Source organism: Psychroflexus aurantiacus, from assembly GCF_010820555.1.
Classification (GTDB): Bacteria; Bacteroidota; Bacteroidia; order Flavobacteriales; family Flavobacteriaceae; genus Psychroflexus; species Psychroflexus aurantiacus.
In genome coordinates this window covers 39964-65931 of record NZ_JAAIKD010000002.1, presented here as the reverse complement: position 1 = coordinate 65931, position 25968 = coordinate 39964, and the positions used below count along the sequence as shown (strand labels likewise).

At 40.0% G+C, this 25968-nt stretch carries 28 protein-coding genes; 10 read left to right on the top strand and 18 right to left on the bottom strand.

Features of this window, described 5'->3' with window-relative positions; genetic code table 11:
• Window position 1 precedes the first annotated feature (1 nt).
• From G3567_RS02960 to G3567_RS02935, 6 genes are all read right to left on the bottom strand, one after another.
• Window positions 2–337: a DNA-directed RNA polymerase subunit omega gene (locus G3567_RS02960; protein WP_164003844.1), complete on the bottom strand. Its 336-nt coding sequence runs from the start codon at window positions 335–337 to the stop codon at window positions 2–4.
• Entirely contained in the window at window positions 334–1158 is an 825-nt protein-coding gene (locus tag G3567_RS02955; RefSeq protein ID WP_164003843.1) for an outer membrane protein assembly factor BamD, read from the bottom strand. The genes G3567_RS02960 and G3567_RS02955 overlap by 4 nt, the downstream gene beginning before the upstream one ends.
• A 64-nt stretch (window positions 1159–1222) precedes the next feature.
• Window positions 1223–2101: a 4-hydroxy-tetrahydrodipicolinate synthase gene (gene dapA / locus G3567_RS02950; RefSeq protein WP_164003842.1), complete on the bottom strand. Its 879-nt coding sequence runs from the start codon at window positions 2099–2101 to the stop codon at window positions 1223–1225.
• 6 nt (window positions 2102–2107) lie between these two features.
• Complete coding sequence (locus G3567_RS02945; protein ID WP_164003841.1) at window positions 2108–2605, bottom strand: DUF6913 domain-containing protein; 498 nt, start codon at window positions 2603–2605, stop codon at window positions 2108–2110.
• Window positions 2606–2660: 55 nt separating this feature from the next.
• A complete protein-coding gene (locus G3567_RS02940) occupies window positions 2661–4520 on the bottom strand; it encodes a M61 family metallopeptidase (RefSeq protein ID WP_164003840.1) in 1860 nt (619 codons plus the stop codon).
• A gap of 52 nt (window positions 4521–4572) precedes the next feature.
• Window positions 4573–6576, bottom strand: a complete 2004-nt coding sequence (locus G3567_RS02935) for a monovalent cation:proton antiporter family protein (protein ID WP_164003839.1) — start codon at window positions 6574–6576, stop codon at window positions 4573–4575.
• A 156-nt stretch (window positions 6577–6732) separates the two neighbouring features.
• Between G3567_RS02935 and G3567_RS02930 the strand changes: the two genes are divergently transcribed.
• Both G3567_RS02930 and G3567_RS02925 read left to right on the top strand, forming a co-directional pair.
• A complete protein-coding gene (locus tag G3567_RS02930) occupies window positions 6733–7485 on the top strand; it encodes a 5'-nucleotidase C-terminal domain-containing protein (RefSeq protein ID WP_164003838.1) in 753 nt (250 codons plus the stop codon).
• A gap of 4 nt (window positions 7486–7489) precedes the next feature.
• A complete protein-coding gene (locus tag G3567_RS02925) occupies window positions 7490–8404 on the top strand; it encodes a bifunctional metallophosphatase/5'-nucleotidase (RefSeq protein ID WP_164003837.1) in 915 nt (304 codons plus the stop codon).
• 56 nt (window positions 8405–8460) lie between these two features.
• On the opposite strand, the gene ligA is transcribed toward G3567_RS02925, so the two are convergent.
• From ligA to dnaA, 6 genes are all read right to left on the bottom strand, one after another.
• A complete protein-coding gene (gene ligA / locus G3567_RS02920; protein WP_164003836.1) occupies window positions 8461–10461 on the bottom strand; it encodes an NAD-dependent DNA ligase LigA in 2001 nt (666 codons plus the stop codon).
• Between the two features lie 90 nt (window positions 10462–10551).
• Window positions 10552–11421, bottom strand: coding sequence for a peptide chain release factor N(5)-glutamine methyltransferase (prmC, locus tag G3567_RS02915; RefSeq protein ID WP_164003835.1), 870 nt, complete (start codon window positions 11419–11421; stop codon window positions 10552–10554).
• Window positions 11418–12041, bottom strand: a complete 624-nt coding sequence (locus tag G3567_RS02910; protein ID WP_164003834.1) for an IMPACT family protein — start codon at window positions 12039–12041, stop codon at window positions 11418–11420. Before G3567_RS02910 ends, prmC begins: the two co-directional genes overlap by 4 nt.
• Before the next feature lie 32 nt (window positions 12042–12073).
• Complete coding sequence (locus tag G3567_RS02905) at window positions 12074–12793, bottom strand: SAM-dependent methyltransferase (protein ID WP_164003833.1); 720 nt, start codon at window positions 12791–12793, stop codon at window positions 12074–12076.
• Between the two features lie 26 nt (window positions 12794–12819).
• On the bottom strand, window positions 12820–13278 hold the full coding sequence (locus G3567_RS02900) for a low molecular weight protein-tyrosine-phosphatase (RefSeq protein ID WP_164003832.1): 459 nt from the start codon (window positions 13276–13278) through the stop codon (window positions 12820–12822).
• Entirely contained in the window at window positions 13275–14705 is a 1431-nt protein-coding gene (gene dnaA / locus G3567_RS02895; RefSeq protein WP_164003831.1) for a chromosomal replication initiator protein DnaA, read from the bottom strand. Before dnaA ends, G3567_RS02900 begins: the two co-directional genes overlap by 4 nt.
• Before the next feature lie 162 nt (window positions 14706–14867).
• Between dnaA and G3567_RS02890 the strand changes: the two genes are divergently transcribed.
• Entirely contained in the window at window positions 14868–15308 is a 441-nt protein-coding gene (locus G3567_RS02890) for an acyl-CoA thioesterase (RefSeq protein WP_164003830.1), read from the top strand.
• On the opposite strand, the gene G3567_RS02885 is transcribed toward G3567_RS02890, so the two are convergent.
• A complete protein-coding gene (locus tag G3567_RS02885; protein ID WP_164003829.1) occupies window positions 15305–15673 on the bottom strand; it encodes a methylglyoxal synthase in 369 nt (122 codons plus the stop codon). The genes G3567_RS02890 and G3567_RS02885 overlap by 4 nt on opposite strands.
• Before the next feature lie 6 nt (window positions 15674–15679).
• Window positions 15680–16168 (bottom strand): GNAT family N-acetyltransferase, encoded by a 489-nt coding sequence (locus G3567_RS02880; protein ID WP_164004293.1) that lies wholly within the window; start codon window positions 16166–16168, stop codon window positions 15680–15682.
• 247 nt (window positions 16169–16415) lie between these two features.
• Between G3567_RS02880 and ribD the strand changes: the two genes are divergently transcribed.
• Genes ribD through G3567_RS02865 form a run of 3 tightly spaced genes read left to right on the top strand, consistent with a single transcriptional unit; the run spans window position 16416 to window position 18932 of the window.
• Window positions 16416–17459, top strand: coding sequence for a bifunctional diaminohydroxyphosphoribosylaminopyrimidine deaminase/5-amino-6-(5-phosphoribosylamino)uracil reductase RibD (ribD, locus tag G3567_RS02875; protein ID WP_164003828.1), 1044 nt, complete (start codon window positions 16416–16418; stop codon window positions 17457–17459).
• Window positions 17452–18060, top strand: a complete 609-nt coding sequence (locus G3567_RS02870) for an HAD family hydrolase (protein WP_164003827.1) — start codon at window positions 17452–17454, stop codon at window positions 18058–18060. Before ribD ends, G3567_RS02870 begins: the two co-directional genes overlap by 8 nt.
• Entirely contained in the window at window positions 18057–18932 is an 876-nt protein-coding gene (locus tag G3567_RS02865) for an EamA family transporter (protein ID WP_164003826.1), read from the top strand. The genes G3567_RS02870 and G3567_RS02865 overlap by 4 nt, the downstream gene beginning before the upstream one ends.
• Here the strand turns inward: G3567_RS02865 and G3567_RS02860 are convergent.
• The 4 genes from G3567_RS02860 to pepE form a co-directional block, all read right to left on the bottom strand.
• Window positions 18900–19481 carry a phosphatase PAP2 family protein gene (locus G3567_RS02860; protein WP_164003825.1) on the bottom strand — a complete coding sequence of 194 codons (582 nt, stop codon included), beginning with the start codon at window positions 19479–19481 and terminating at the stop codon, window positions 18900–18902. The genes G3567_RS02865 and G3567_RS02860 overlap by 33 nt on opposite strands.
• Window positions 19481–19783, bottom strand: coding sequence for a Sec-independent protein translocase subunit TatA/TatB (locus G3567_RS02855; protein ID WP_164003824.1), 303 nt, complete (start codon window positions 19781–19783; stop codon window positions 19481–19483). The genes G3567_RS02860 and G3567_RS02855 overlap by 1 nt, the downstream gene beginning before the upstream one ends.
• Window positions 19784–19849: 66 nt before the next feature.
• Entirely contained in the window at window positions 19850–20764 is a 915-nt protein-coding gene (locus G3567_RS02850; protein WP_164003823.1) for a glutaminase, read from the bottom strand.
• Window positions 20765–20767: 3 nt separating this feature from the next.
• A complete protein-coding gene (pepE, locus tag G3567_RS02845) occupies window positions 20768–21466 on the bottom strand; it encodes a dipeptidase PepE (protein WP_164003822.1) in 699 nt (232 codons plus the stop codon).
• Window positions 21467–21569: 103 nt separating this feature from the next.
• On the opposite strand from pepE, the gene G3567_RS02840 reads away from it, so the two are divergent.
• The 4 genes from G3567_RS02840 to G3567_RS02825 are packed head-to-tail and all read left to right on the top strand — an operon-like array spanning window position 21570 to window position 25949.
• Entirely contained in the window at window positions 21570–22349 is a 780-nt protein-coding gene (locus G3567_RS02840) for a peptidase associated/transthyretin-like domain-containing protein (protein WP_164003821.1), read from the top strand.
• Between the two features lies 1 nt (window position 22350).
• On the top strand, window positions 22351–23106 hold the full coding sequence (locus G3567_RS02835) for a hypothetical protein (protein ID WP_164003820.1): 756 nt from the start codon (window positions 22351–22353) through the stop codon (window positions 23104–23106).
• On the top strand, window positions 23103–23612 hold the full coding sequence (locus G3567_RS02830; protein ID WP_164003819.1) for a DUF6702 family protein: 510 nt from the start codon (window positions 23103–23105) through the stop codon (window positions 23610–23612). The genes G3567_RS02835 and G3567_RS02830 overlap by 4 nt, the downstream gene beginning before the upstream one ends.
• A gap of 12 nt (window positions 23613–23624) precedes the next feature.
• The gene (locus tag G3567_RS02825) at window positions 23625–25949 is read left to right on the top strand and encodes a M1 family metallopeptidase (protein WP_164003818.1); all 2325 of its coding nucleotides are present in this window, start codon (window positions 23625–23627) and stop codon (window positions 25947–25949) included.
• The last annotated feature ends 19 nt before the right edge of the window (window positions 25950–25968 follow it).

Sequence of the window (25968 nt, the reverse complement as noted above, 5' to 3'; positions counted from 1 at the left end):
ATTACTCTTCAGTATTCTCTTTGGTATTTCTGTAGTAAATTTTATCATCTAACCATTCATCCATGGCTATAGAATGCGGTTTTGGCAATCTTTCGTAATATTTAGACACTTCGATCTGCTCCTTGTTTTCAAAAACCTCATCGAGGTTTTCGTTATAGGTTGCAAATTCATCTAATTTTTCCAAAAGCTCTTTCTTCATCTCCACATTAATCTGGTTGGAACGTTTAGAAATGATAGAAATCGCTTCATAAATGTTACCAGTAGCAGCATCAACTTTGTTCTTGTTGATCGTCGTCGTGCTTATTGGAGCGTTGGTGTGTTTGATATTTGAATTCATAATTCTATTTGGGTATTTGTGCGTTGTTCTATGTCTTGAGCGTAGGTTTTGGCCTGTTCTAAAAATTCACTTTCCGTATCACCATAGTATTTCATAAAGTCCTCATAGTATAGCAGGGCTTCAGCCAGTCGTTCAGGAACTAAATAAGAGACACTGTTGATGGCTAAAATATAAGCAGATTCAAACTTATAGAAAAGAGCCTGTTCTCTTAATTTGGACCCCGGGAACTTGAGAGTAAAATTATCAAAGGACTGTATGGCTGCTTTATAGCGCTCTGTATGATGGTATTGCTTGGCTATTTCGTAAAATTTCCTTTCAATTTTCTGACTCAGTTCCTGAATCATGTCATTGGCAGCTATAAAGTATTCTCCGTCAGGATAGGTGTTGATATAAAACTGAAGTTTGTTTAAAGCCTTATAGGTGTCTTCCTGGTCTTTACTGTACACCGGGGAAACTTTGTAGAAGCTTTCTGCACTTTTGAAAAAAGCCTCTTCTACCTTTTCACTGTTGGGATAGGATTTTGTAAAACGTTCCATAAGGTAACCCGATAAAAAATAATCCCCTACCAAATAATGCGCATTAGCATTCATATAACTTACGGTCTCTCCCGCAGGCTTCCCCTTGTATTGAGGCAAAATCTGATCAAATAAACGGATGGCTTTACGAAAATATCTGTTCTTTCCCGTTTCCAAACCCTGTTCATACAACTGCTTGGCCATTTCGTATTTCGGTGAAATCTCCTTTTCTTTCAATACCTTCTGGTATTCACCACAGGATGAAAATCCAACAGTAATAATCAAGAGAACTAATAATCGCTTCATAAACTTAAATATCGTGCAAAATTAGGGATAAATCTTCGATAATAAAAATGCAATAGATTCCAGGCTATTTCAACTGTTTGATAAAAACGCTTAGTGCTGAATTTAATTCGGAACTCGCTTTGACCAGGGGTAATCTTACAAAACTTTCTGTTATCCTTTTCAGTTCCAAAACCGATTTGATTCCAGATGGATTTCCCTCTTTGAAAATAAGGTCTATACCATCCATCAACTGGTATTGAATTTTATAAGCCTCCTCGGCCTTTTTCTGCATTCCAAAATTTACCAGTCTGGTAAATTCAGCAGGAAAACCCTGGGCCATCACAGAAATCACACCAGCTCCTCCCGCAAGCAGCATGGGCAGGGTAATCATATCATCTCCCGATATAACCAAAAAATCTTCTGGTGTATCTCTTATCATCTGCATAGCCTGCACGATATCTCCGGAGGCTTCTTTAATCCCAATGATGTTATCAAAATCATTCGCTAAGCGCCTCACGGTAAGCGGCAACATATTGGAACCTGTTCTCCCCGGAACATTATACAGTATAACCGGAAGTGGAGAGGCTTCTGAAACCGCCGCAAAATGCTGATAAATTCCTTCCTGACTTGGTTTATTATAAAATGGAGATACTGAAAGAATCGCATCAAATCCTTCGAGGTCTTCTTCACCCAGATCCGCTACCAGCTGCGAAGTACTGTTTCCTCCCAATCCATAAACCAGGGGCAACTTCCCGTTGTTTTCGGTTTTTATAATATGCTTTACCCTTTGTTTTTCAACCTTGCTTAAGGTTGGACTTTCTGCGGTAGTACCCATCACCACCAGGTAGTCTACTCCATTTTTAATTTGAAACTGGACCAAACGCCTTAAGGCATTTTCATCTACTTCATTCTCCTTAGTAAAGGGAGTTGCCAGCGCAACGCCTGTCCCCAAAAACTGTGTCATGTCTGTTTAAATTATGTGTTTAATATATTTTGAACCCTCCTCAAAAAAGCTCAAATCCTTAGGGTCCAAATCTAATAAAAGATCATTTACGTTTTGATTAGATTCGCTAAAACCCAATTTTAATTTGGCTTGTGTTAGCTGTGCAATGCGCTCGAGATAAATTTCATCCTTGCCGAAAAAATTAAAAAGCAATTTATAATGAGTCGCTAAAAATTCAGCGATGACTTCAGACTGGATTTGACCAAGCAGACTGAAGTCTTTTTTCAAAAAAACAAAATCCGGTTGCTTTTCCTTCGCATAGGCTTTTCTGCTAAATCCCAAAACATGAATTTCGGAGGAATCTACATCAAAATTCTTTGCCATACGTTCCAGGAGCTGATCTTTGTCGGATACGTCTTCATTATACAAAAGCCCCACTTTGGATTCTGAAAAATCAAGAGACTCAGAGCCTTTTGAAGAGTTCAATCTCTTCTTTATAAAATAGGTTTGAATGGAATTGAGCAACTTTAAATTTTAGTTCAAATATAAGTGATTATCAAGTTTTTCTAATTAAAAAAAATCAGTCTTTCAGCCAGGCCTGTCGCAATTCGAATTTGGGATTATCGCTATCCAAATCAACCGCCTGTAAACTTGTTTTTTTGACATAAGGCTGGGCGGTTTTTCCTTCTAAAGTCACTTCCTCCCCATCTCTTATCACAATCATCGTAAAGTCTTCCCCTTCTGGCCAGGCCATGGAAGTCGAGATAAGATTTCTTATATTTTCTAAGCTATATTCAGTGCCGTTGATTGACTTTATCACATCACCTCCCTTGACTCCCAGGTCTTTGAAAAATGAATTCATCGGATAACTTTCTCTGAAAAAGACCGCCCCATCATTCGGGTTGACGTCTATAAACGGAGTGTTTCCATTTAAAAAATAACCGGTCTTGGAAAGGCTTTCCGTTTTTTCCACACCTACTTTAGCGAAAAATTCATCGTAAGGTATGGGCGTGTTGCCGGAAACGTAGCTGTCAAAAAAGCTTTGGATTTCAGGGTAGGTCATCGCAACGATTTCAGGAATTAAAGCATCATCCTCAAAGGGTTTGTCTTTTCCGTATTTAGAAACCAGTTTTTTCATCAAATCCAAAAGCCCCATTTGCCCGCCGCTCAATTCTCTGAGGCGAATATCCAAAGCCATGCCTATCAAGGCTCCCTTTTGATACACATTATAATAACTGTCTTTATAGTCTTCTTCCAGTATATTCTCACTCATTTCTGTAAACGCCATCGTATCATCAAATGCCATGGCCGTTTCGATTTTATCATTCATGCGCTGATAAAACTGGTCCTCGGAAATCAATTCCTGATTGATTTGAAACAAATTAGCAAAATACTCGGTAACCCCCTCATACATCCATAAATGTTTGGACATTTCAGGATCGTTATAATCGAAATAATGAACTTCCCTGGAGTGAATGTTTAAAGGCGTAATGATGTGGAAAAATTCGTGAGAAACCACATCGGTCATCGTTTCTTCCAGTTGTTCCAGGGTCATGGTTTCCGGCAAAACCACACTTGTAGAAGTATGGTGTTCTAAAGCGCCAAATCCACGTGCATCCGGATTTTCCATATCAGACAGGTATAACAAAATCGCATACACATTGGTGTTATCCATTTCACCTAAAAAGGATTTCTGAGCCTGAACCATCGTTTCCAGAGCCGGCTTCAGGTCTTCGGTAGTGTGAACCTCATTGGGAGAATAAACACTTAACAAGACCTTCATGCCGTCGATATCAAAGCTGGTCGTATCGGGTTCAGAATACAAAATAGGATGGTCTATCACTCCAAAATATCTGTCTGTAGAAAATTCATCGATCACATATGTGCCTTTATCTGTTTGTTTGATAACCGGTAGAGAAGCCGAAGCTGCTAAAGAAGAAGGTCTGTGAATATTGATTTTGTATGGAATTTCTTTAGCACCTTCAAAGTAGCCGACCATCGCATGCAAATTCAGCATAAAATTATCTCCAGCTTCAAAATTGGTTCCTGCCGGAGAAAACACACCACCTTCGCCTTCAATGTCATAGGAATCATCCACTTCATAAATAAGCTTGTCGAAGTCTGAAGAATTGGAAATTACCCAGGTATTATCATCCTCACGGGTCGTTTCCATGACATTACCCTTATAATCAAATGCGATAAGATCGCTGGCAAACTGACCGTAATTATTAATTTCATAGGTGCCGGGAACTGTTTTTGGCAGGTAGAATTTAAGCGAATCTGAACTTATCGGTCCGGGATTCATGCTTACTTTTACTCTGTCGTTTTCGATTTCATTCACAAAAATTTCGACCTCAACAAGGTCATTTTCCTTTTGCGAAACCGATTTACAACTTATTACACTGACTAAAACAGCTAAGGCTAATACTAGGTTTTTCATGATTTTAATTTTTTATTGAACGATTTCTTCTGAATAGTGTTACTCACTTAGACTAAAATTTTATGACTTTGTTCAATGCATTTATAGCTTTTGGTGCTCCGAAAATATACACCAAATCATCTATTTCAATTCTGGTCTCCGGATTAATATCCGAGATGTACTTTCTACCCCGTTTTATGGCTAAAACTGTCACATTATAATTTTTACCGATTCCAGATTCTCCTATAGAAGCTCCGGCAATATTATTATTCCCATGCTGAACATGAAGCGTCGCCACTTCTTTATCCGGAATATTCAGTTGCTGGAAAACCGCATTGGTAGATGTTGGCTTGATACTGGTTAACATCTGGTAATCTGAAGACCTGATGCTGGTAACTATATTTTCAATATCTCCCTGAGTGACCATGTATTGTCTTAGCACTCGCGTAAAAATTTCGATAGAGGTTTCAAATTCTTCCGGTATCACCTCATCTGCACCAATCTTCATATTCTCTTCAATTTCTTTAACATATCGCGTTCTTACGATAATGTAAACCGTCTGAGAGAATAAACGAACCGAAGAAATAATCTTTTTGGTGGCACCTGGATCTGAAATAGCGATCACCACTACCCTGGCTTTCTGAATATGGATATGCTTTAAAATTTCAGGATCGGAAGCGTCACCGTAAATGACAGGCTGGTTTTTTTGTTTTGCCAGTTTGATAGCTTCATAATCCATATCCACGATCACATAGGGAATATCAATATGAGAGGTAACTCGCGAAATATTTTGACCATTGATTCCATAACCCACAATAATCACATGGTCTTTCCAATCGTGGTCAGAATCGACTTCCTGACTGCTGCTATCGATTTTTCGTTTATTCATGCGCTTTCTCACCCGCTTTGGAATGGCCGCTCTGAGGAGAAAATCTGACATCTTATGAGATTTTTGCAGCACGAAAGGCGTCAAGGCCATGGTGATGATGCATACCGCAAGGAAATACTGGTATAATGCATCGGGCAATAAATCATTCTGCAAACCTACGGTGGAAAGCAAGAGTGAAAATTCTCCCACCTGGAAAATGCTAAAGGCCGACAAAAACACCGTTCTTGGCTGGTTTTGAAGGAACAGGGCCACAAATGCTACAATAACCACTTTAATAATCAAAACGGCCAGTACAAAAAGCAAAATATAAACCACATTATTTATAAAAAAGTGGATGTCCAAAAGAGAACCTACCGAGATAAAAAAGAAACTTATAAAGATCTCTCGGAACGGAAGAACATTGGCCGTAGCCTGGTGACTGTATTCCGATTCTGAAATGATCAATCCTGCAAAGAAAGCACCCAGAGCCAGCGAGAGACCCACAGAGGACGTCAGCCAGGCCACAGAAAAACAAAACACGATGGTCGTTAAAATGAATAATTCTCTGTTTTTTGACTTGACAACCAGTTTAAAAATGAAAGGCACAACATACTTTTGAAGCACGAAAACCACCAGACCAACTCCTATGAGTTTAACTAAAAGAATAAGCAGGGTTTCTCCTATATTTTCGGCCTTTCCGGCCAAAATAGGCGTCAAAAGCATCATGGGTACGACAATGATATCCTGAAAAATAAGAATTCCCAACGCTATTCTTCCATGAGGAGACTTTATTTCACCTTTCTCCTGCAGCATTTTAAGAACGATGGCTGTACTGCTTAAGGAGATCAAAAACCCGATAAATACAGCTGTGTTAAGATCTATACCTAGGGCCATAGCCACTAAAGCAGTTATCAAGATGGTGCCTCCAACCTGCAGACCACCTCCTACGAATACCGTTTTCTTAATTTTCATCAATCCGCTAAAGGACAATTCTATACCGATGATGAAGAGCAGAAAGATGATGCCTATTTCTGAAAGCAGCTCTACCTCATGCCTAGAACTCAACAGGTTAAACGCACTTGGTCCTACGATAATACCCGCAAATAAAAATCCGAGAATCGAAGGCACTTTCAGCTTTTGAAACGCTAAAATAATGACAATAGAAATGCCTAAAACGACAACAATTTCCTTAAGCAGCGGGATTTCCATAAATTATATTAAAACAGTTTTGCAAAAATACCAAAATTAAATCCTTAATGTCTTTTGAGAACACGAAATAAAAATAGCATTTAAACTCCCTAATTCTAGCAAATTCAAGCTAAAGTTAATTTTCAAACCTATTATATTTACCGAAAATTGATCCTGATGAAAACACTCAGTCTATTGTTTTTGCTTTCGGTGCTGTGGTCCTGTGCAGATGCACCCCAGAAACTGACCCGCATAGAGAGCAAACAAATTTTGATTTCCGACACTATTGCGGAAAATAAAGAACTGGAAACCTTTATAGCCCCTTACCGCAGGAGAATTAAAGAAGAAATGGAAGGCGTGCTTTCCTACACGCCTAATGCGATGTATAAGGCTGAGGCCAGATTCAACACCTCTATTGGAAACATGATGGCAGATGCCGTTTTTGAGATGGCCACCCCCCTGTTTAAAGAACGGACAGGACATAGTTTTGACCTGGTGATTTTGAATTACGGAGGCATTCGCGGGGGGATCAATGCCGGAGACATCACCACCAGGACAGCTTACAACATCATGCCTTTTGAAAATGAAGTTGTGGTAGTCGAATTGACTTCAGATGAACTTCAGGCTTTGGTTGATTATCTGGTTCAGGATAAAGCAGCTCACCCCATCTCAGGGCTTCAGGTGATTCTGGATGCTCAAGGCAACCTGAGTGAATTTAAAGTAAACGGAGCGCAACATCAGAAGAAATCCTACTACGTAGCCACCTCCGACTATTTGGCAAAAGGCGGCGATAAAATGGATTTTTTCCTTAGCGCCAGAAACGTTCAGGGCCTGGATTACAAACTGAGAAATCTGTTTATCGACTACTTCAAAAAAAAGGATACGATAGCACCAGTCAGGGATCAACGTTTTATTCAACTTCAAAACTAAAGGCATGAATCGATCGAAATTTATCAAAACAACGGGGGCTGCCACTGGTTTTCTGGCAGCAGGAGGGCTGGGAGTCCTGAGTGCTTTTAAACCTTCTGCGTTTTCAAAACACCTCACCATTTTACACACCAACGATGTGCATAGCCATATCGATCCTTTTCCGGCCAATGACAGCCGATACGCCAATCTTGGAGGCGTTTCCAGACGATACACTTACATCCAGCAGGTGAGATCGGAAAACCCAAACACGCTGGTTCTCGATGCGGGAGATGCATTCCAGGGCACGCCTTATTTTAATTTTTACGGGGGTGAACTCGAATATAAATTGATGAGTAAACTGGGCTATCATGCCTCTACCATTGGAAATCATGAGTTTGATAACGGTATTGCGAATATTGCTGCACAGCTGCAGCATGCAGAATTCGACCTGCTCAGTTCAAATTATAATTTCTCCAACACCGTGTTGGACGGCCTGGTGAAATCTCATCAAATTTATGAGGTAAACGGCCAAAACGTTGGGGTTTTTGGTCTGGGAATTCAACTGGAAGGTCTGGTTTCCAAGGACCTCTACAAGGAAACCGAATATCTCAATCCTGTGGAAATCGCTCAGGAACAAACCCGGATTTTAAAACAGGACCTCAACTGTGACCTAGTGATTTGCCTGTCGCACTTAGGCTATAGTTACCGCTCTGATAAAATCGATGATTTGAAACTGGCGGCACTTACCAAGGACATCGATCTTATCATCGGCGGACATACCCATACCTTCCTGGAAAAACCAAGTCTTGTCGAGAATTTGGAGGGCAGGAAAGTCCTCGTCAATCAGGTGGGCTGGGGTGGCATCAATGTAGGACGAATCGATTTTTACTTCGACGAAGCCGGTGAAACAGAGCATGAAAGTTTAGTTGTCGAAGTTTAAAGCCCATCCCTATTTAAGAAAGACCTTTTTACTTTGTACTTCTTACTTTGTACTTCCTAATCTTCGATCATGTTCAAAAACTCATCTTCAGTAATAATTTTCACACCAAGATTTTCTGCTTTAGTGCGTTTGCTAGGACCCATATTGTCTCCGGCCACCAGGTAGTCTGTCTTTTTTGAAATGGAACTGGTATTTTTTCCGCCGTGGGTTTCTATCAGGTTTTGAAGCTCCTTTCTGGAAACTTTTTCAAACACTCCGGAAATAACCAGGCTTAAATCTGCCAGCTTCTGACTTTGATTTTCTAACTCCTCTTCAGAAACTTCGAGGTTGAGTCCATAGTTTTGAAGTCTGAGGATGCGTTCTTTATTGGCTCCATCCTCAAAGAATTCGACCACACTCTGCGCGATACGCTCTCCTATTTCATCGACAGCCACCAGATTTTCAAAGCTTGCGGCAGCCAGAACATCGATGCTTTTATAAGCTTTTACCAGCTTTTTAGCTACCGTTTCACCAACATACCGGATTCCCAAACCAAAAAGCACCCTTTCAAAAGGAACGTCTTTGGAAGCTTCAATGCCCTGAATCAAATTTTCAGCTGACTTTTCTGCCATGCGTTCCAGGGGAAGCACATCTTCTTTTTTCAGGGTATACAGGTCGGCGTAATCCTCGATTAGGTTTTCTTTCACAAGTAAAGCCACGGTCTCCCCGCCAAGACCTTCGATATCCATAGCTTTTCTGGAAATAAAGTGCTGAATACGACCAATAATCTGAGGGGGACAGCCCTCCGAATTTGGACAAAAGTGAAGCGCCTCCCCTTCTTTGCGTTGCAGAGGTGTTTCGCAAACCGGGCAGGCTTTAATGTATTCGGTGGGTTTAGAATCCGGATTTCGCTGTGTAAAATCCACTCCGATAATTTTAGGAATGATCTCACCTCCTTTTTCAACAAACACCACATCGCCTTCTCTTACATCCAGCTTTTCAATCTGGTCGGCATTATGTAAAGAGGCACGTTTTACGGTGGTCCCAGCCAGCTGAACAGGCTCTAAATTGGCTACTGGTGTAATGGCACCGGTTCTGCCAACCTGGTAGGTGATTTCATTTAACAGCGTTGAGACCTGCTCGGCCTTGAATTTATAGGCCATCGCCCAGCGTGGAGATTTTGCCGTATAACCCAGCTCGTCCTGCTGCTGAAGACTGTTTACTTTGATGACAACACCGTCGGTTTCGTAAGGCAAGTCACGCCTGTGCTTATCCCAGTAGTCGATATACTCAAAAACGGCTTTCATGGATTTGGCGAGCTGAGCTTCTTCCGGAACATTGAATCCCCAGGCTCGTGCTTTAGTTAAGCTTTCCATTTGAGTCTCTACACCCAGGTTTTCACCTGTCAGATTGTATAACAAACACAGCAAAGGCCGTTTGGCAACTTCTCCGCTATCCTGAAGCTTCAGGCTGCCGGAGGCTGTGTTTCTGGGGTTGGCATAAGGCTCTTCGCCCTGCTCTACTTTTTCGGCATTGAGTTTTGCAAAGCCTTCATACGGCAATACAATTTCTCCGCGGATATCGAAGCGTTCTGGATAATCGTCTCCTTTGAGTTTTAAGGGAACCGATCTTATGGTTTTTACGTTTTGGGTGATTTCGTCACCCTGGGTGCCATCTCCACGAGTCACGGCTCTTACAAACTCACCGTTTTCATAGGTTAAGCTGATGGATGCACCGTCGTATTTGAGTTCACAGGTGAATTCTACGGGTTCCTCTATGATTTTCTGAATTCGGGTTTCCCAGTCTTCGAGATCTTCTTTAGAGTAGGAGTTTGACAATGAATACATCGGGAAATCATGTACCACCGTTTTAAAGCTTTTGGTCACTTCACCACCGACCCTCATCGTTGGCGAATTGGAATCGTAAAACTCCGGATGGGCCTGCTCCAGCTCCTGTAACTCCTTCAGTTTCATGTCAAAATCATAATCAGAAATCTCAGGATTATCCAAAACATAATAGTTATAATTATGCTCATGAAGCTCTGATCTTAGCTGTTCTATCTTGTGTTTTGCATCCATGAAATCGAAAAATTAATGACGTTAATCTGAGGTATAAATTTAAACCAAAATCTTTGAAAATCAGTCTTAAAAACCGGCATTCGACTAAGTTTAATAAGCTTTTAGCATTCTGTCATTCCCTCTAAAATCCTTTCTCAGCTCAATATGCTGAAAACCAAAATCTTCAAATAACCGGCAGGTTTCCTGGGCTAAGTATTGATTGATTTCAAGATAAACCACTGGCGTTTTAGTCATTTGGGAAGTCAATTCAGCTATTTTTCTGTAAAATATCAGAGGATCCTCATTCTCTACAAATAAGGCGAGATGCGGCTCATTCTTCAATACATTGGCTTTCATTTGCACTTGCTCATCACGCTTCACATAAGGTGGATTGGAAACCACGAGGTCTGCTTCAGGGAGCCGTTCGAGTTCCAGTATATCGGCTTGTATAAATTCTATGGATGATCCCTTTGTTTTTAAGCCTTCCTCTCCAAGGCTTCTGAGCAGATTCGATGCCCCTAGTTGTAATGCTGCAGCAGAAATATCAAAGGCTTTAATTTTGGCCTGATGCAGGTGTTTGGCCAGGGCGATAGGAATACAGCCACTTCCGGTTCCTAAATCTATAAGATTCAACTGAAGCCGGGAGAACTGGTAATCGTCCAGTATCCACTGAACAAGCTCTTCTGTTTCCGGCCTTGGAATCAATACATCCGAACTGACTTTCAGCTTCAAACCCAAAAATTCTACATAGCCTAAAATATATTGAATAGGCTCTTCGTTCTTCAGTCTTTCCCTGGCCTCTTCAAATTTTAAAAGCTGAGTTTCGTCAAGATCGGCTTCCGCATTGAGCAACAGGTCATGGGTTTTCAAACCGAATAGGTCTTCTGCAAGCCAGGAAAAAAAAGTTGCAGCTTCATCCCTATCGTAAACAGAAGAAAGGTCTTCCAGGAATTCCTTCTTAAGCATTTTCAAATTTGTCATTCTTCTTCAGACTTAGATTTACTGGAAACTTCAAAACCAAACACCGCATCGAATTTGTCGAAAATTTTGTCAAACTCCTTTTTCCTCACCCCGATTTTGAAACGGCAATCCAGCTTCAGATCCTGCTCTAAAATGGTCAAATCATATTCCTTGACCAACCTCATCACCAGATTCATTTTATCATAGTCACAAACCACATCAAAATCAAGTTTGATGGTTTTAGAAATAAGTTTAGCCTGCTCTAAAGCCAGCTTCGCAGCGGTTTTGTAAGCTGAAATTAAGCCGCCGACGCCAAGCTTGGTTCCTCCAAAATACCGGACTACAACCACTAAAATATTGGTGACTTCAAAATTTTGCAACTGGCCAAGGATTGGCATGCCCGCAGAATTGGAGGGCTCCCCATCGTCATTGACTCTGTAATGCTCGTAGTTTTCGCCAATTTGCCAGGCATAGCAAAAATGACCCGCTTTATTGTGTTTGGATCTTAAATCTAGAAGGGCCAATTCCACATCCTCTTCAGAAGATACAGGAAAGGCATATCCAAAAAACTTGCTTGCCTTTTCCTTGAAAAGAATTTCTGAACCGGGACGATCTATGGTTTTGTAAGCGTCTTTTTCCAAAGGAAATTAAATTTAACAAGCGCATTGGTCTCCTAACCCTGAATTAAGAAAATGGCTGGTCTTTTGTGCAAATCTATGGAAGTTTTCTTCCACTCGGCCGCCGTTTGAGTTTTAATAAATTCTGTGGATAAGGTTAGGTCTACAGCAACACTAATTCTGGTAGAAGCCTGCAGTGTAGAAATAAGACTAATCAGCAATTTGTTATTCCGGTAAGGCGTTTCAATAAAAATCTGAGCCTGATTCAGTTCGATGGAAGCTCTTTCTATTTTCTTCACAAACTGTTTGCGCTCCTGATTGTCGATAGGCAAGTAGCCATGAAAAGTAAAACTTTGTCCGTTGAGTCCGCTAGACATCAGGGCAAGCAAAATAGAGGAAGGCCCAACCAAAGGAACCACCTGTATATCTTTTTGATGCGCCAGAGCCACTACCTGAGCTCCGGGATCTGCTACGCCGGGACAACCCGCATCCGAAATCAGTCCCATATGGATTCCTTCCTCACAGGCACTTAAAAATTCTGGGATTTCCAGGTCGGAAGTGAATTTATTAAGGAGTTTGAATTCCAGATTAGGCTGAGATTTTGTAGGTACAATTTTTTTGATAAAATGCCTGGCTACTTTCTCATTTTCAACAATATAATGATCAATTTCACTAATCACTTTTCGAATAGAAAGCGGAAGTACTTCTAAAGGCGGTAAATCTCCAAGTCGATTTGGGATAAGATAGAGTCTGCCTTTTTTCTTAACGTTTTCCATTTCTATAAAATAAAATTAGTTTTAGATTATGACTTCTCCAGCTCCTGAGCTATGACAGTGCAGGATTCGTCCAGCATTTGATAAACCTGTTTAAAACCATCTATTGAGTTGTGGTAAGGATCGGGAACACTTTCGTTTTCGCCGGGGAAGATCTTATTTAATATCAGGCTTACCTTGTCGCGGTCTTCCTGAGTATCAGCTAAAGCCAGTACATCTTCATAATTGGAAGTGTCCATCACATATATATAGTCGAAAGTCTTGAAATCTTCTCTTGTGAAAGGCCGGCCCCGTTGATCGGTGATGTCCAGTCCATGGTCACTCGCAACCTCGATAGAGCGTTGATCTGGCAAGGAACCTTCATGTTGATTTGAGGTTCCCGCAGAATCGATTTCAAATTTTGAGGAGTCGAGTTTGGACTTTAAGATACCTTCCGCCAGTGGAGAACGACAGATATTTCCTAGACATACCATCAAAATCCTGGTCATAACTGCTTGAATTTAACCTCAAGATCCTGGATAAATTTTCTAAACTGCTTGTCCGAATCCTGTAAGTTGGAAACGATTTTACAGGAGTGCAAAACGGTAGAATGATCTCTTTGGCCAATGTGTCTGCCAATGTTAGTCAGCGATGTTTTGGTGATTTCCTTGGCAAAATACATAGCGATCTGTCTGGCCTGGACGACATTGCGTTTTCTGCTTTTAGATTGTAATTCATCAATCTCAATGTGGAAATAATCGCTAACCACATTTTGAATATCATCCAGAGAAATAGGTTTCTTATTATTCTTAACGTAGTTTTTTACGATTTGCTCAGCAAGATCGATAGTGATTTCAGTCTTGCTAAATGAAGAATGAGCAATCAATGAAATAATGGCACCTTCCAGCTCCCTGATGTTGGTGGTGATGCGAGAGGCGATGTAATCTAAAATCTCATCGGCCATTTCCACCCCATCATTGTAGAGTTTATTTTTGATAATCTTAATACGCGTTTCGTAATCCGGTTGTTCCAACTCTGCAGAAAGCCCCCATTTGAATCTGGATAAGAGACGCTGCTGAATATCCTGCATATCGACAGGGGCTTTATCACTGGTCAAAATCACTTGTTTACCGTTTTGGTGCAGGTGATTGAAAATATGGAAAAAGACATCCTGAGTTCCTTTTTTACCAGAAATCAATTGAATATCATCGACGATAAGAACATCTATAATCTGGTAAAAATGAATAAAATCATTTCTGTTGTTTTTGGAAACCGCATCAATATGCTGCTGGGTAAACTTATCAGCCGAAATATAAAGGACCGTTTTATCAGGGAACTTATCCTTGACCTGCAAACCTATGGCGTGTGCTAAGTGTGTTTTTCCCAAACCAACTCCTCCAAAAATAAGCAGTGGGTTGAATGAGGTCCCTCCGGGTTTGTTGGCTACAGCAAGACTTGCAGACCTGGCCAGCCTGTTGGAAGTTCCCTCCAGAAAATTATCAAAACTATAATTTGAATTTAACTGAGAATCGATTTTTAAATTTCTTATTCCAGGAATCACAAAAGGATTTCTCAATTCCGGATTTTTTTGCCGGGCAGGAAAATCTACTGATTGTGAATGCACATTGGATCTCTGGGTACTTGGAATTTTTTCGGTAAAGGGCTGTTTATTACCCTCGGCATTTTCCATGCGGATGACATAAACCAGTTTCGCAGCCTTCCCCAGCTCTTTGGTAAGTGCAACTTTCAGCAAGTCAACATAATGCTCCTCTAACCACTCATAAAAGAATTTTGAAGGCACTTGAATACTTAAAGCATTGTCATTGAGTTTCACAGCATTAATGGGTTGAAACCAAGTTTTATAAGCTTGATCTGAGATGTTATCTTGAATAAAAGTAAGACAGTTTTCCCAAACCGAAGATGCTGATTTTGACATAGTTAAACTTAAGTAATTTGTATTAGACTGAATTTCAACAAAGATGATCTCGCTTTGTTTGAACCACAAATATGTGCACAAACTTTTTAATAAAAAAATAAAATTTAGGTTGAATTTCTAGTTTTTTCTACCTATACTTAAAGAGATGTTAATACATAAATTTTGAGCAAAAATTATAAAGAAATAAAACCGATTTTTACCACCTCAACACTGGAGGTCAGGTATGCCGAAACCGACCAAATGGGAGTGGTACATCACTCTGTTTATCCTATTTATTTTGAACAGGCCCGAGTAGACTGGCTAAAAATAATGGGAATGCACTATCAAAAAATGGAAGATAGCGGTGTGATGTTACCTTTGAATAAATTAACGGTAGATTACAAAAAACCGGCAAAATTTGGAGATATCTTAAAGGTCAGGACAAGCCTTCATCAGTTACCGAGTGCAACCATTACATTTGATTATGAAATCAGGAATGAGCACGAAGAATTGCTTACCCTGGGACAGACTGTCCTGGTATTTGTCAGGCAGTCCACCGGCAGACCCATGCGCTGTCCGGATGAGATTATGGAATTGATTTTGAAGGCTATCACGAAAGATTAGTCCTTAAAAAAAGCATCGATAAGCAATTGAGCCGTTGCTGGATTTGTGGCGATAGGAATATTGTGAACATCACAAATTCTCATGAGCATCTGTACATCCGGCTCATGGGGATGCTTACCGAGCGGATCTCTAAAAAACAAAATCATAGCCAGCTTTTTCTCTGCCCCCATGCCTGCAATTTGAGCATCTCCGCCAATAGGTCCGGAAAGTTTTTTTTCAACTTTAAGCCCTGTGTTTTCAACGTGAGTTCCCGTGGTCCCTGTAGCGACAAGTTCTGCTTTTTTAAGCTTTTCCAGGTTTTTATTGAGGAAGTTGACCATTTCTGGTTTTTTCCCATCGTGAGCTATAATTGCAATCTTTTCCATTGTTTATCAGTTTAATTCTTTTTTCATAAAAATCGTGCAGGAATAATGACCCGTATCGCCCATTCTATCAGAAATGTAGTCGAATCCTGTTTTCTGATAAAGTTTCTGGGCTGCTTTCATGCTCGGCAAGGTTTCTATGTAGCATACCTGAAACTCCTGAGCTCTGGCAAAATCGAGGCAGGTTTTCATCATCTGCATACCCAATCCCCGACCCCTGGCGCTGGGATCAAAATACATTTTCTGAAGTTCACAAACCTTTGGGTCTCCATTGTCTAAGGGTGAAATACCTGCACTGCCTAAAATCCTGTCGCCTTCCAAAAGCACAAAATATTCTGATCTTTCTTTGTGGTAGGTTTCAAAAAGCTGATCCAGGGCTTTATCTTCGTAAGCAGTGCCCACCTTAGGCGCTCCTTTCTCGACGAGGACGTGACGAATCATTTCGGCAACTTCCTTATTGTCTTTCTCCTGAATAGGGCGTATGGTTATCTCTGTCATGTTAGGCTTCCGTTGAATACGTGTATTAATTTTAACTTCCAGGGTTTTAGATAGAACCTGAGAACGCAAACAAAATTAAATGAATTTTAGACTTATAGGCCTATCTGCATTTAAAAATTGAAATTTTTATACATCGAATTTTATAGCTGCATCAGATCTGGTAATATCACAAAAAAAGATCTCAATTAATTTCATAAAACGAATTAAAGAAAAGCTGAATGCTTAAGTCTTTTTCTATTTTTACGCAGTGAAAACAAACGCATTTTATATCAACCGATGTCTTGAACTAGCAAGAAACGGACTGGGCACCACCTATCCCAATCCGCTTGTGGGTTGTGTCATTGTTTGTGATAACACCATTATTGGTGAAGGCTGGCACATCAAAGCAGGGGATGCCCATGCCGAAGTGAGAGCCATACAAGCCGTAAAAGACCAATCCCTGCTGAAAAAATCAACGCTTTACGTAACTCTGGAGCCCTGCAGTCACTATGGAAAAACACCACCCTGCAGCGATCTTATTATTGCCAAAAAAATACCAAACATCGTTATAGGAACGCTAGATCCTTTTGCGGAAGTAGCCGGAAAGGGCATTCAAAAATTACTTGCTGCCGGCAGGAATGTTGTCGTGGGGGTTTGTGAAGAAGAATGCGAGGCCTTGAACAGGCGATTTTTTACTTTTCACAGAAAAAAAAGACCTTACATCATTTTGAAATGGGCTGAAACTAAGCAGGGTTTCATCGCTCCTGCAGACCAAAAAGCAGGTGGCATTTTCTGGATAACGAACCCCTATTCCCAGCAGCTTGTGCATAAATGGAGAAGTGAAGAACAGGGAATTTTAATAGGAACGCAAACGGCTGTGAAGGACAATCCAAAACTGAATACAAGACATTGGGCCGGAAAAAACCCTACGCGCATAGTTCTGGATAAATCCCTGAAATTACCAAAACACCTGTCAATCCTGGATACTTCGCAGCCCACGGTGGTGTTTCATCACAACACCTCAACGGCTGAGAATCAAAAAAATTTAAGCTTTGAGCCCCTGGATTTCGAGAGCGATTTACTGCCGCAAATCCTAGATAAGCTGTATCAACTCGAACTTCAATCGGTCATCATTGAAGGCGGAAGCAAAACCTTACAGAAGTTTATCGATTCTGACCTGTGGGACGAAGCCAGAGTCTTTACGGGACAAAATGAAATTGAAAACGGCACAAAAGGACCACGTCTAAACAGGCAAGCCTCCAGCACAACGGAGATAGAAGGCGATCAACTGAATTACTTTTACAATGATTAAAACCATCCTATTTGACTTTGGAGATGTATTTCTCACTTTAAATAAATCTGCAACGACTGAGCATTTAAAACAGCTAGGGATTTCTGAATTGGATTCTGAATCCATTAAAATCAACAAATCTTATGAAAAAGGCCTGATTTCATCCGATGCGTTTATACATCACTATACCGAAAAATTCGAGGGACTTTCGGATGAAAAATTTAAGGAGGCCTGGAACTCAATTTTAATCGACTTCCCTAAGGACCGGCTTGAGTTTTTGAAAACATTAAAAGCCACAGGGACTTACAAACTCATTTTACTAAGCAATACCAACGCACTTCACATCGACTGGGTCAAGAAGCATATTTCAGTTTTTGAAGAGTTTAAATCCTGTTTTGATCAGTTTTATCTTTCTCATGAGATTCATTTCAGAAAACCCGATAAATCCATTTTTGAATTTGTTTTACAGGAGAACGATTTGAATCCTGAAGAAACATTGTTTGTAGATGACACTTTGGAACACATTCAAACAGCCAAAAACATAGGTATTCACACCTGGCATCTTCAGGCTGGTGAAGAAAAAGTGACTCAATTATTTTCTATAAAATCGGATTTGTTTTGATAGCCTTAATCTTAAGTATTTTATCCTCCAGCGCGATTTATATCGTTTTCAAACTCTTCGGCAAGTATAACATTACGACGCTAAACGCCTTAATTGTCAATTATCTTATAGCCTTTGTACTCGGAATTATCCTCCAGGGAAATTTTTCTGTTGAAGGAATTTTGTCCGTTACAACCAAAGACTGGTTTTATGGCTCGGTGATTTTAGGGGCTATGTTTATTCTGGTTTTTTCACTTATGGTCATCACCACCCAAAAAGGCGGGATGTCTGTAGTCTCGGTAGCCAGCAAAATGAGCGTAGCCATACCCGTTGTTTTTGTGATTCTATACTACAATGAATCCTTAGGCATCTTGAAAATCATCGGTATTCTCATGGCTTTAGTCTCTGTTTACCTGGTATCTGTAAGGAAGAAAGAGGGTTTAAGTATAGATATGAAGTATTTTATTTTTCCGCTTTTGGTGTTTCTTGGAAGCGGGATCATAGAGAGTAGTATAAAATTTCTTGAAAACACCTATGTACCGGAAAATGAAGTTTCGCTTTTTTCTGCCAGCACCTTTTTCTTCGCCTTTGTGACCGGACTGATATTTTATGGGGTCAGAAGACTTCGAGGCAAATCGAATTTTAAATTTAAAGATGCCGCAGGAGGCATTCTTCTGGGGATACCAAATTATTTTTCCATTTACTTTTTCATTTTAGCGCTCAGGATGGAGGGCTTTGATAGCTCAAGTATTTTTATCGTCAATAACGTGAGCATAGTGCTGCTTTCAACAATTCTGGGAATTCTCTTTTTCAGAGAAAACGTGATCCCCAAAAACTGGCTTGGAATCGGGATAGCCGTTCTAAGCATTATCTTGATCACCTACACCCAGTAATTTTTTTTCAGCAAGGTGATAAAATCTGAAACACAGAATGGCAATCATCGTTCCTACAAAAGCTCCAACGATGATATCACTCGGGAAATGTACACCGACAAAAATCCGGCTTAGTGAAAACAGAACCGGCCAGATAAAAATGAGACCTAGGTATTTGAATCTGGATTTCAAAACGAGATAAATGAATACCGTGGCTGCGAATGAAGTTGAGGCATGCCCGGAAAAGAAACTAAAATTGGTAGGTTCGTAAAGAATTTTCAGATTGGCCATAATATCTTCGGTGAGATTTGGCCGGTTTCGCTGCACCATAAATTTTGTAAGCTCCGTAAGCAAATGGGTAAAACCAACACTCATCAGCAAAACTAAAGCTCCTAATAAGCCTTTTTTATAGTCAGCCTTATAAAAAAACAGCAGTAAAAGAAAAAAATAGAAGAAAATCCAGTGTTCTGTATGGGTTACGAAGGTCCAAAAAGAATCTAAGGCATCTGGACTTAAGTTATTCAGATACACCATCAGTTTCCAATCCCAGCGGGAAGGATTGAGCTCCATCAGAACCTTCTTTTGATGGGACCAATAGCATCTTCAACTTCATCTTTTAATTTTGAGGTTTCAGAGTCTAAGGTTTTGGTTCGGTCTTCGACTTCTTTCTGGATATCAAAATCTAAGTTGTAATCTTTCTTTTGCTTGGTGATTTCAGTTTTGATTTCATCGGTAGCATGGCGGAAAGACTTCATTGTTTTTCCAAAAAATCTGGCGATTTCCGGAATTTTATCAGCACCGAAAACCATGATCAGAATAAATAAGATAAAGACGATTTCTGCGCCACTAATAAAAAGAGGTAAAATTATCATACTGCAAATATACTGGTCTGTTTGTTAACAGCGAAACATAAAATTTTAAAACTTACAAAAGACTTTTTAGAAAATCGAAAAGCCCGTGAGAGTGGTTAGCCGTTCCAAAACTTTCATTCCTAAAGCAGAATTCCCTTTCTCGTTCAGCATTGGACTCCAGACTGCTACGGCATATTTTTCCGGATGCACGGCTACGATACCGCCTCCCACTCCACTTTTGCCGGGCAAGCCTACCCTAAAACTAAACTCTCCTGCTTCATCGTAAAATCCGCAAGTCTGCATGATGGAGTTGACACGCTTAACACTCTGCTTATCGATCACTTTTTCTCCGGTCTGAAAATGCAAACCTTCATTGGCAAATAGCATAAACGCCTTGGAAAGCTGCTCACAATTCATGGCAAGAGAACACTGATAAAAATAAAACTCCAGGACTTTTTCTGTGTCATTTTCAATATTCCCAAGGGATTTCATGTAATTGACCAGAGCCTTGTTTCGATACCCATGACTTTTTTCACTTTTATAAATCGACTCATCGTAGAAAATATCATCATCTCCGCAAAGTTTACGCACAAACTTCAACAGATCCCGCTCGGGGTTCTCCAGGACTGTCAAAAGCGCATCTGCCACAACAATAGATCCTGCATTTATAAAAGGATTACGAGGGACTCCACTTTCTCTTTCCAGTTCTGTAAGAGAATTAAAAGGTGTTCCCGAGGGCTCTACATCTACGCGTTTCCACAAATCCCTGCCCAGCAATTCCTTGGCGATGGTCAGGGTAAAGACTTTAGAAATACTTTGTATGGAGAATTTTTCCTGGCTGTCTCCGAACTGAAACGAAGATCCATCCTGACAATACAGGTAAACCCCAAACTTAAGCGGATCTACTTTCTCCAGTTCCGGAATATAGCCAGCTACTTTGCCCATATCTTCATGAGGAGAAAATTCTTTTTGAATGACATTTAAGATTGCTTGATAATCCATTTCTTAAAATTTAATAGGTCGGTTTGGACTTAACTCGTAGGCTTCTTTGCCAGGTTCAAATACCCTGGCCGGCCATGGGCCTTCCAGTGAGATTTCTAAATTATCGATTTTTATCCAGCTGCCTTCCCGGAGCCCTACAACAATTTCAGAATTTAACGTCTGAAATTCCTGAATCCGTGTTTCCCGGGTCTCTCCTTTATGGGTTGAGGCGGTATCTGGATCCAAATAATGAGGATTGATGTTGAAATTGAGAATGCCCAAGGTCTCAAAAGACGGCGGATAAACAATTGGCATGTCGTTGGTCGTTTGCATCGATACCCCACAAATATTGCTACCGGCACTGGTCCCGAGATATTTTGCGCCCTGCTCAATACTCCCTTTTAAAGTCTGCATCAAGTCGAGTTCATGCAGTTGTTTTACCAGTAAAAAGGTGTTTCCACCGCCTACAAAAATGGCTTCAGCTTCTGAAATCGCCTGTTTCATGTCTGAAAACTCATGCAATCCTTTTACAGATTTTACACAAGACATTAAGCCTTTTCTTGCCTTTAAGGTATAATCCTCATGTGAAATTCCTCCGGGCCTTGCGAAGGGAATAAATACAAGGTCTTGTATGTCCCTAAAGTGGTTCTTCAGAACCGGTTCGAGATACTCTAAATAGGAACTTCCATGAACAGTGGATGTACTGGCGATAATGGCTTGCATAAAACAGAAACTTAAATTGAATTGAACTCAGTTAACATAACTTTAGTAGCAAAATTAGGATTGCGTATCTGAATTTTTAAGTAGATTGTACAAAAAATAACATATGAGACTTATCTCTGCCTTTATATTCCTTTTTTTAATTCAAAACCTTAGCGCACAAATAGACGATAGAGTTTTTGTAGCCGGTGAAGTGATCGTTCCCCTGGATGGCGAAGCTTCCCAAATTGAGATTATCAATCAGAATTCAAAGCAAGGGACAGTAACCAATGCCTATGGCCAGTTTGGTATACCCGTAAGGGAAGGAGACAGATTGCGATTTGAATCTATTCAATATCAAAATTTCACAGTGATTATAGACGAAAATATTATCAAGAAGAGAAAGTTCACCGTCAAAATCAATGATGAAATAAATACTCTGGATGAAGTCATCGTAAGACCTTATGATCTTGAAGGAAATATTGAGGTAGATGCCAGGAAAGTGAAAACCACTTTTTATGCGGCTCCGGATGCAGAAACCGTGATTAATGAATATGAGGGCGAACAGCCTTACGTAAGGTCGCAAACCATCACCGAAAACTACACCACAGAACAGCGCTTTATCAAAAACGGACTCAATATAGCCAATATCTTCAGAGCCATCTTATCCTCAAGAGAGGTAATGGAAGATCACAGGCTTCCGAAAAATGTTGACGTCATGGTGAGAAAGATGTATAAAGATTCTTTCTTCAAAGAAAACCTTGATATTGATGAAGACCGTATCAATGAGTTCATCTTTTTTGTGGAAGACGAAGGACTCACCAAAACTATGCTTAAGAAAGAAAATGAGCTGGACCTTATAGGATTTCTCATAGATAAATCAAAAGAATTTAAATCTAAAGACTAATTTGAAAAAGCTCCTCTTTTTAGTTCTGATTTCACCTTTTCTTTTGACCGCTCAGGACAGTTTTTTGAAAGGTCAGATTTATGCAGACTCGATTAGTGACTATCAGGTAAATGTGATCAATATCAATCAAAAAATAGGCAGTGTATCCAATCCCGACGGAGAGTATAAAATAAGAGCCCATGTTGGAGATTCGATTTTATTCACCTCCTTACAACACAGAACCTATACACTTAAGGTGGAAGAAAACAATTTACAAACCTCTACCTCCATTTTTTTAGAACTAGAAGTCAACGAACTTCCGGAAGTCACCCTTAATCCATATGATTTAACCGGAGATTTAAGCAAGGATATGGCTCAGGTCAAGGTAGATTTTGTAGATCAAAGACAATTTGGATTTGGTGTGCCGCGACAATTAGACAAAGTAGACCGGGAGATTTATACCGCAAATACAAGTTCAGGAGGTATTCCTTTAGCTCCGTTGATCAACTGGATAAGCGGTGAAACCAAGATGCTTAAAAAAAGAAAGGAAAACGCTATTGTGCAATCCAATAAAAATAAGGTGCTGAGAAAAGTAACTTCCGACCTTATCACTAAAGACTTAAGAATACCAAAGATATATATAGAAGATTTCGCCTATTTTTGCGCCGAAGATCAAAATACGATGTCCATAGTAAATCAAAATGACCCTTTAGCCCTGATAGATGAACTCAAACTTAAAGCTATCGCTTATCTCAAATTAAAAGCAATTACAGAATGAAATTTTTAACAGCCTTCATCCTTTGGTTATCCTTGACTTCGGCAACAACTGTTTATCACGAATTCTACCTCAGCGTGACGGATATAACCTATATTCAAAACGAACAGAGTCTTCAGATTATTTCCAGGGTTTTCACAGATGATTTTGAAGAGGTTCTAAACAAAAGATACAACAAGGATTTTAAACTTATTCCAGGTCTGGAAGTCGAAGAAATAGAGGTGTATATAGAAAAGTATCTCAGAGATAAATTTGTGCTGGAAACCGAAACCGGAATTTTGGAGTTCAATTATCTGGGAAGGAAATACGAAGACGATATGATTTATTTGTTTCTGGAAGTTGAAAACCTGGACTCTTTTGAACGTTTAAGCATCGAAAATTCAATATTGACGGATTTGTATGAAGAACAAAAAAATATGATTCATTTTAAATCCGATAATTATAAAAAAAGTTTTATTCTTGAAAAAGAAATTTCAAAGCGAACCCTTAATTATAACCCTAAATTGTAATACTTACTCCTTATGAATTTGATTAAATACACAAGTCTTTTATTATCCGTTTTTGTCTTATCCATTTCTGGATATGCCCAGGAACAAGAAAAAGAGGAAAAGCAAACCGGTCATACCAATCAAAATAAGTTCAGACAACTTTACGATGAGTTTGCAACTCCAAATGTTTACAGGACAGCTTCAGGTGCTCCTGGACATCAATATTATCAAAATACCGCAGACTACGAGATGGATATTATTCTGGATGATGAAAACACGACACTGTACGGTAAAGAAACCATTACTTATACCAATAATTCACCCAATTCACTAGAATACCTGTGGGTGATGCTGGATCAAAATATAAGAGCAAAGGACAGCCCTGCCAAGGAAAGAAACAGTAGCGAATTTGCTCCTGTTACGCCTGCAGGCAGCTTTGTAAGTTCTTATATGGAGCCGGCTTTTGACGGTGGTTTCAATATTAAAAAAGTACATCAAAACGGAGTGCCTCTGCCCTACACGATCAATTACACCATGATGAGGATAAATCTAGAAGAACCACTTATGCCAGGTGACGCTTTTGAATTTTCTATTGAATGGGATTATTTAATCAATAACCATACGGTAAACGGAGGGCGCTCTGGTTATGAGTATTTTGAAGAAGATGACAACAGAGCCTACGTCATGGCACAGTTTTTCCCTAGAATGGCTGTATACAATGACAAAGAGGGATGGCAGAATTATCAGTTTTGGGGAAGCGGTGAATGGGCTTTACCTTTTGGAGACTATAACGTAAAAATAACCGTCCCTGAAGATCACATTCTGGATGCTACCGGAAAACTACAAAACAGAGACGACGTATTCAGCAAAGTCATGCTGGACCGCTACGAAAAAGCTAAAGAGACTTACGATCAACCCGTTTTAATCGTGACAGAAGAAGAAGCGATTGCCAATGAAAAAAGGAATGCTACCAGAACTAAAACTTGGGAATTTGAAGCTGAAATGGTAAGAGATTTTGGTTTTGCTACCTCAAGAAAATTTATCTGGGACATGATGGCTGTAAAAGTTGGTGATAAGGACGTCATGGCCGTTTCTCTTTACCCGAAAGAAGGTAACCCCTTATGGGAGGACTGGTCGACACGAGCTGTGGCAAGCACCTTAAAAACCTATAGCGATTATACCTTTCAATACCCATATCACAAAGCCATTTCGGTACATGCCAAAAGCCAGGGAATGGAATATCCGATGATTTGCTGGAATTACGGACGACCAGATGAAGAAGGCTTTATTTCAGACCGGGTTAAATTTGGTATGATGAGCGTCATCATTCATGAGGTTGGACATAATTTCTTTCCCATGATTGTGAATAGTGATGAAAGACAGTGGGGATGGATGGACGAAGGCCTTAACACCTTTATGCAATATTTATCTGAGCAGGAATTTGCAGAAACCTATCCTGAAGTTTTACAAGGCAATAATGAAGTGTATGAAAAATATCCGTCAAGACGTGGAGAACCTTCCAAGATTGTCAATTATATGAAGGGAAATCAGGAATACATCTCACCCATTATGACCAATCCGGAGCAGGTTTACCAACTGGGTAACAATGCTTATGGAAAACCGGCTACAGCCTTGAATATATTAAGAGAGACGGTTATGGGTCATGATTTATTCGATTATTCGTTTAAAACCTTTGCACAACGATGGAAATTTAAACACCCGACTCCGGAAGATTTCTTTAGAACCATGGAAGATGCGTCTGCCGTTGAATTGGATTGGTACTGGAGAGGCTGGTTCTATACCACAGACTATGTGGATATAGGTGTGGAAGATGTCAAAACCTATTTCCTCACAAGCAATCCTACGGTGGAAGGCAAAGCGCTTTTGGCAAGATATGGTATTAATGATCCAGAAAAGGATCCTCGCACCCAAGACGCTGTTTATTTGCTGACTGAAGACAGTGAAAGCTTCGATGCTTCCATGAAAGTTGGTGATCCTTTGAAAGACGCACCCAAGCTTCGTGAGTATCTGATGGATAACTTTACTATGGAACAGGTTGAAGCCATGAAGACACCAAAACATATATATGAAATCACCTTTAACAAGCCAGGTGGATTGGTGATGCCTATTATTGTAGAGTTTCAGTATGCAGACGGGACTTCAAAAACGATCAGCTACCCTGTTCAAGTGTGGAGAAAAAATGATTCACAAGTAAAAAAAGCCATTCTTTCTGAAAAGGAAATCGTAAAAATAGTAGTGGATCCAAATCAGGAAACTGCAGACGTAGATACGTCAAACAATGTTTGGCCAAGAGAAAATACAACAAGTGAGTTTGAGTCTTTCAAAGAAGGGCAATAAAACAAACTGAAACCACTAT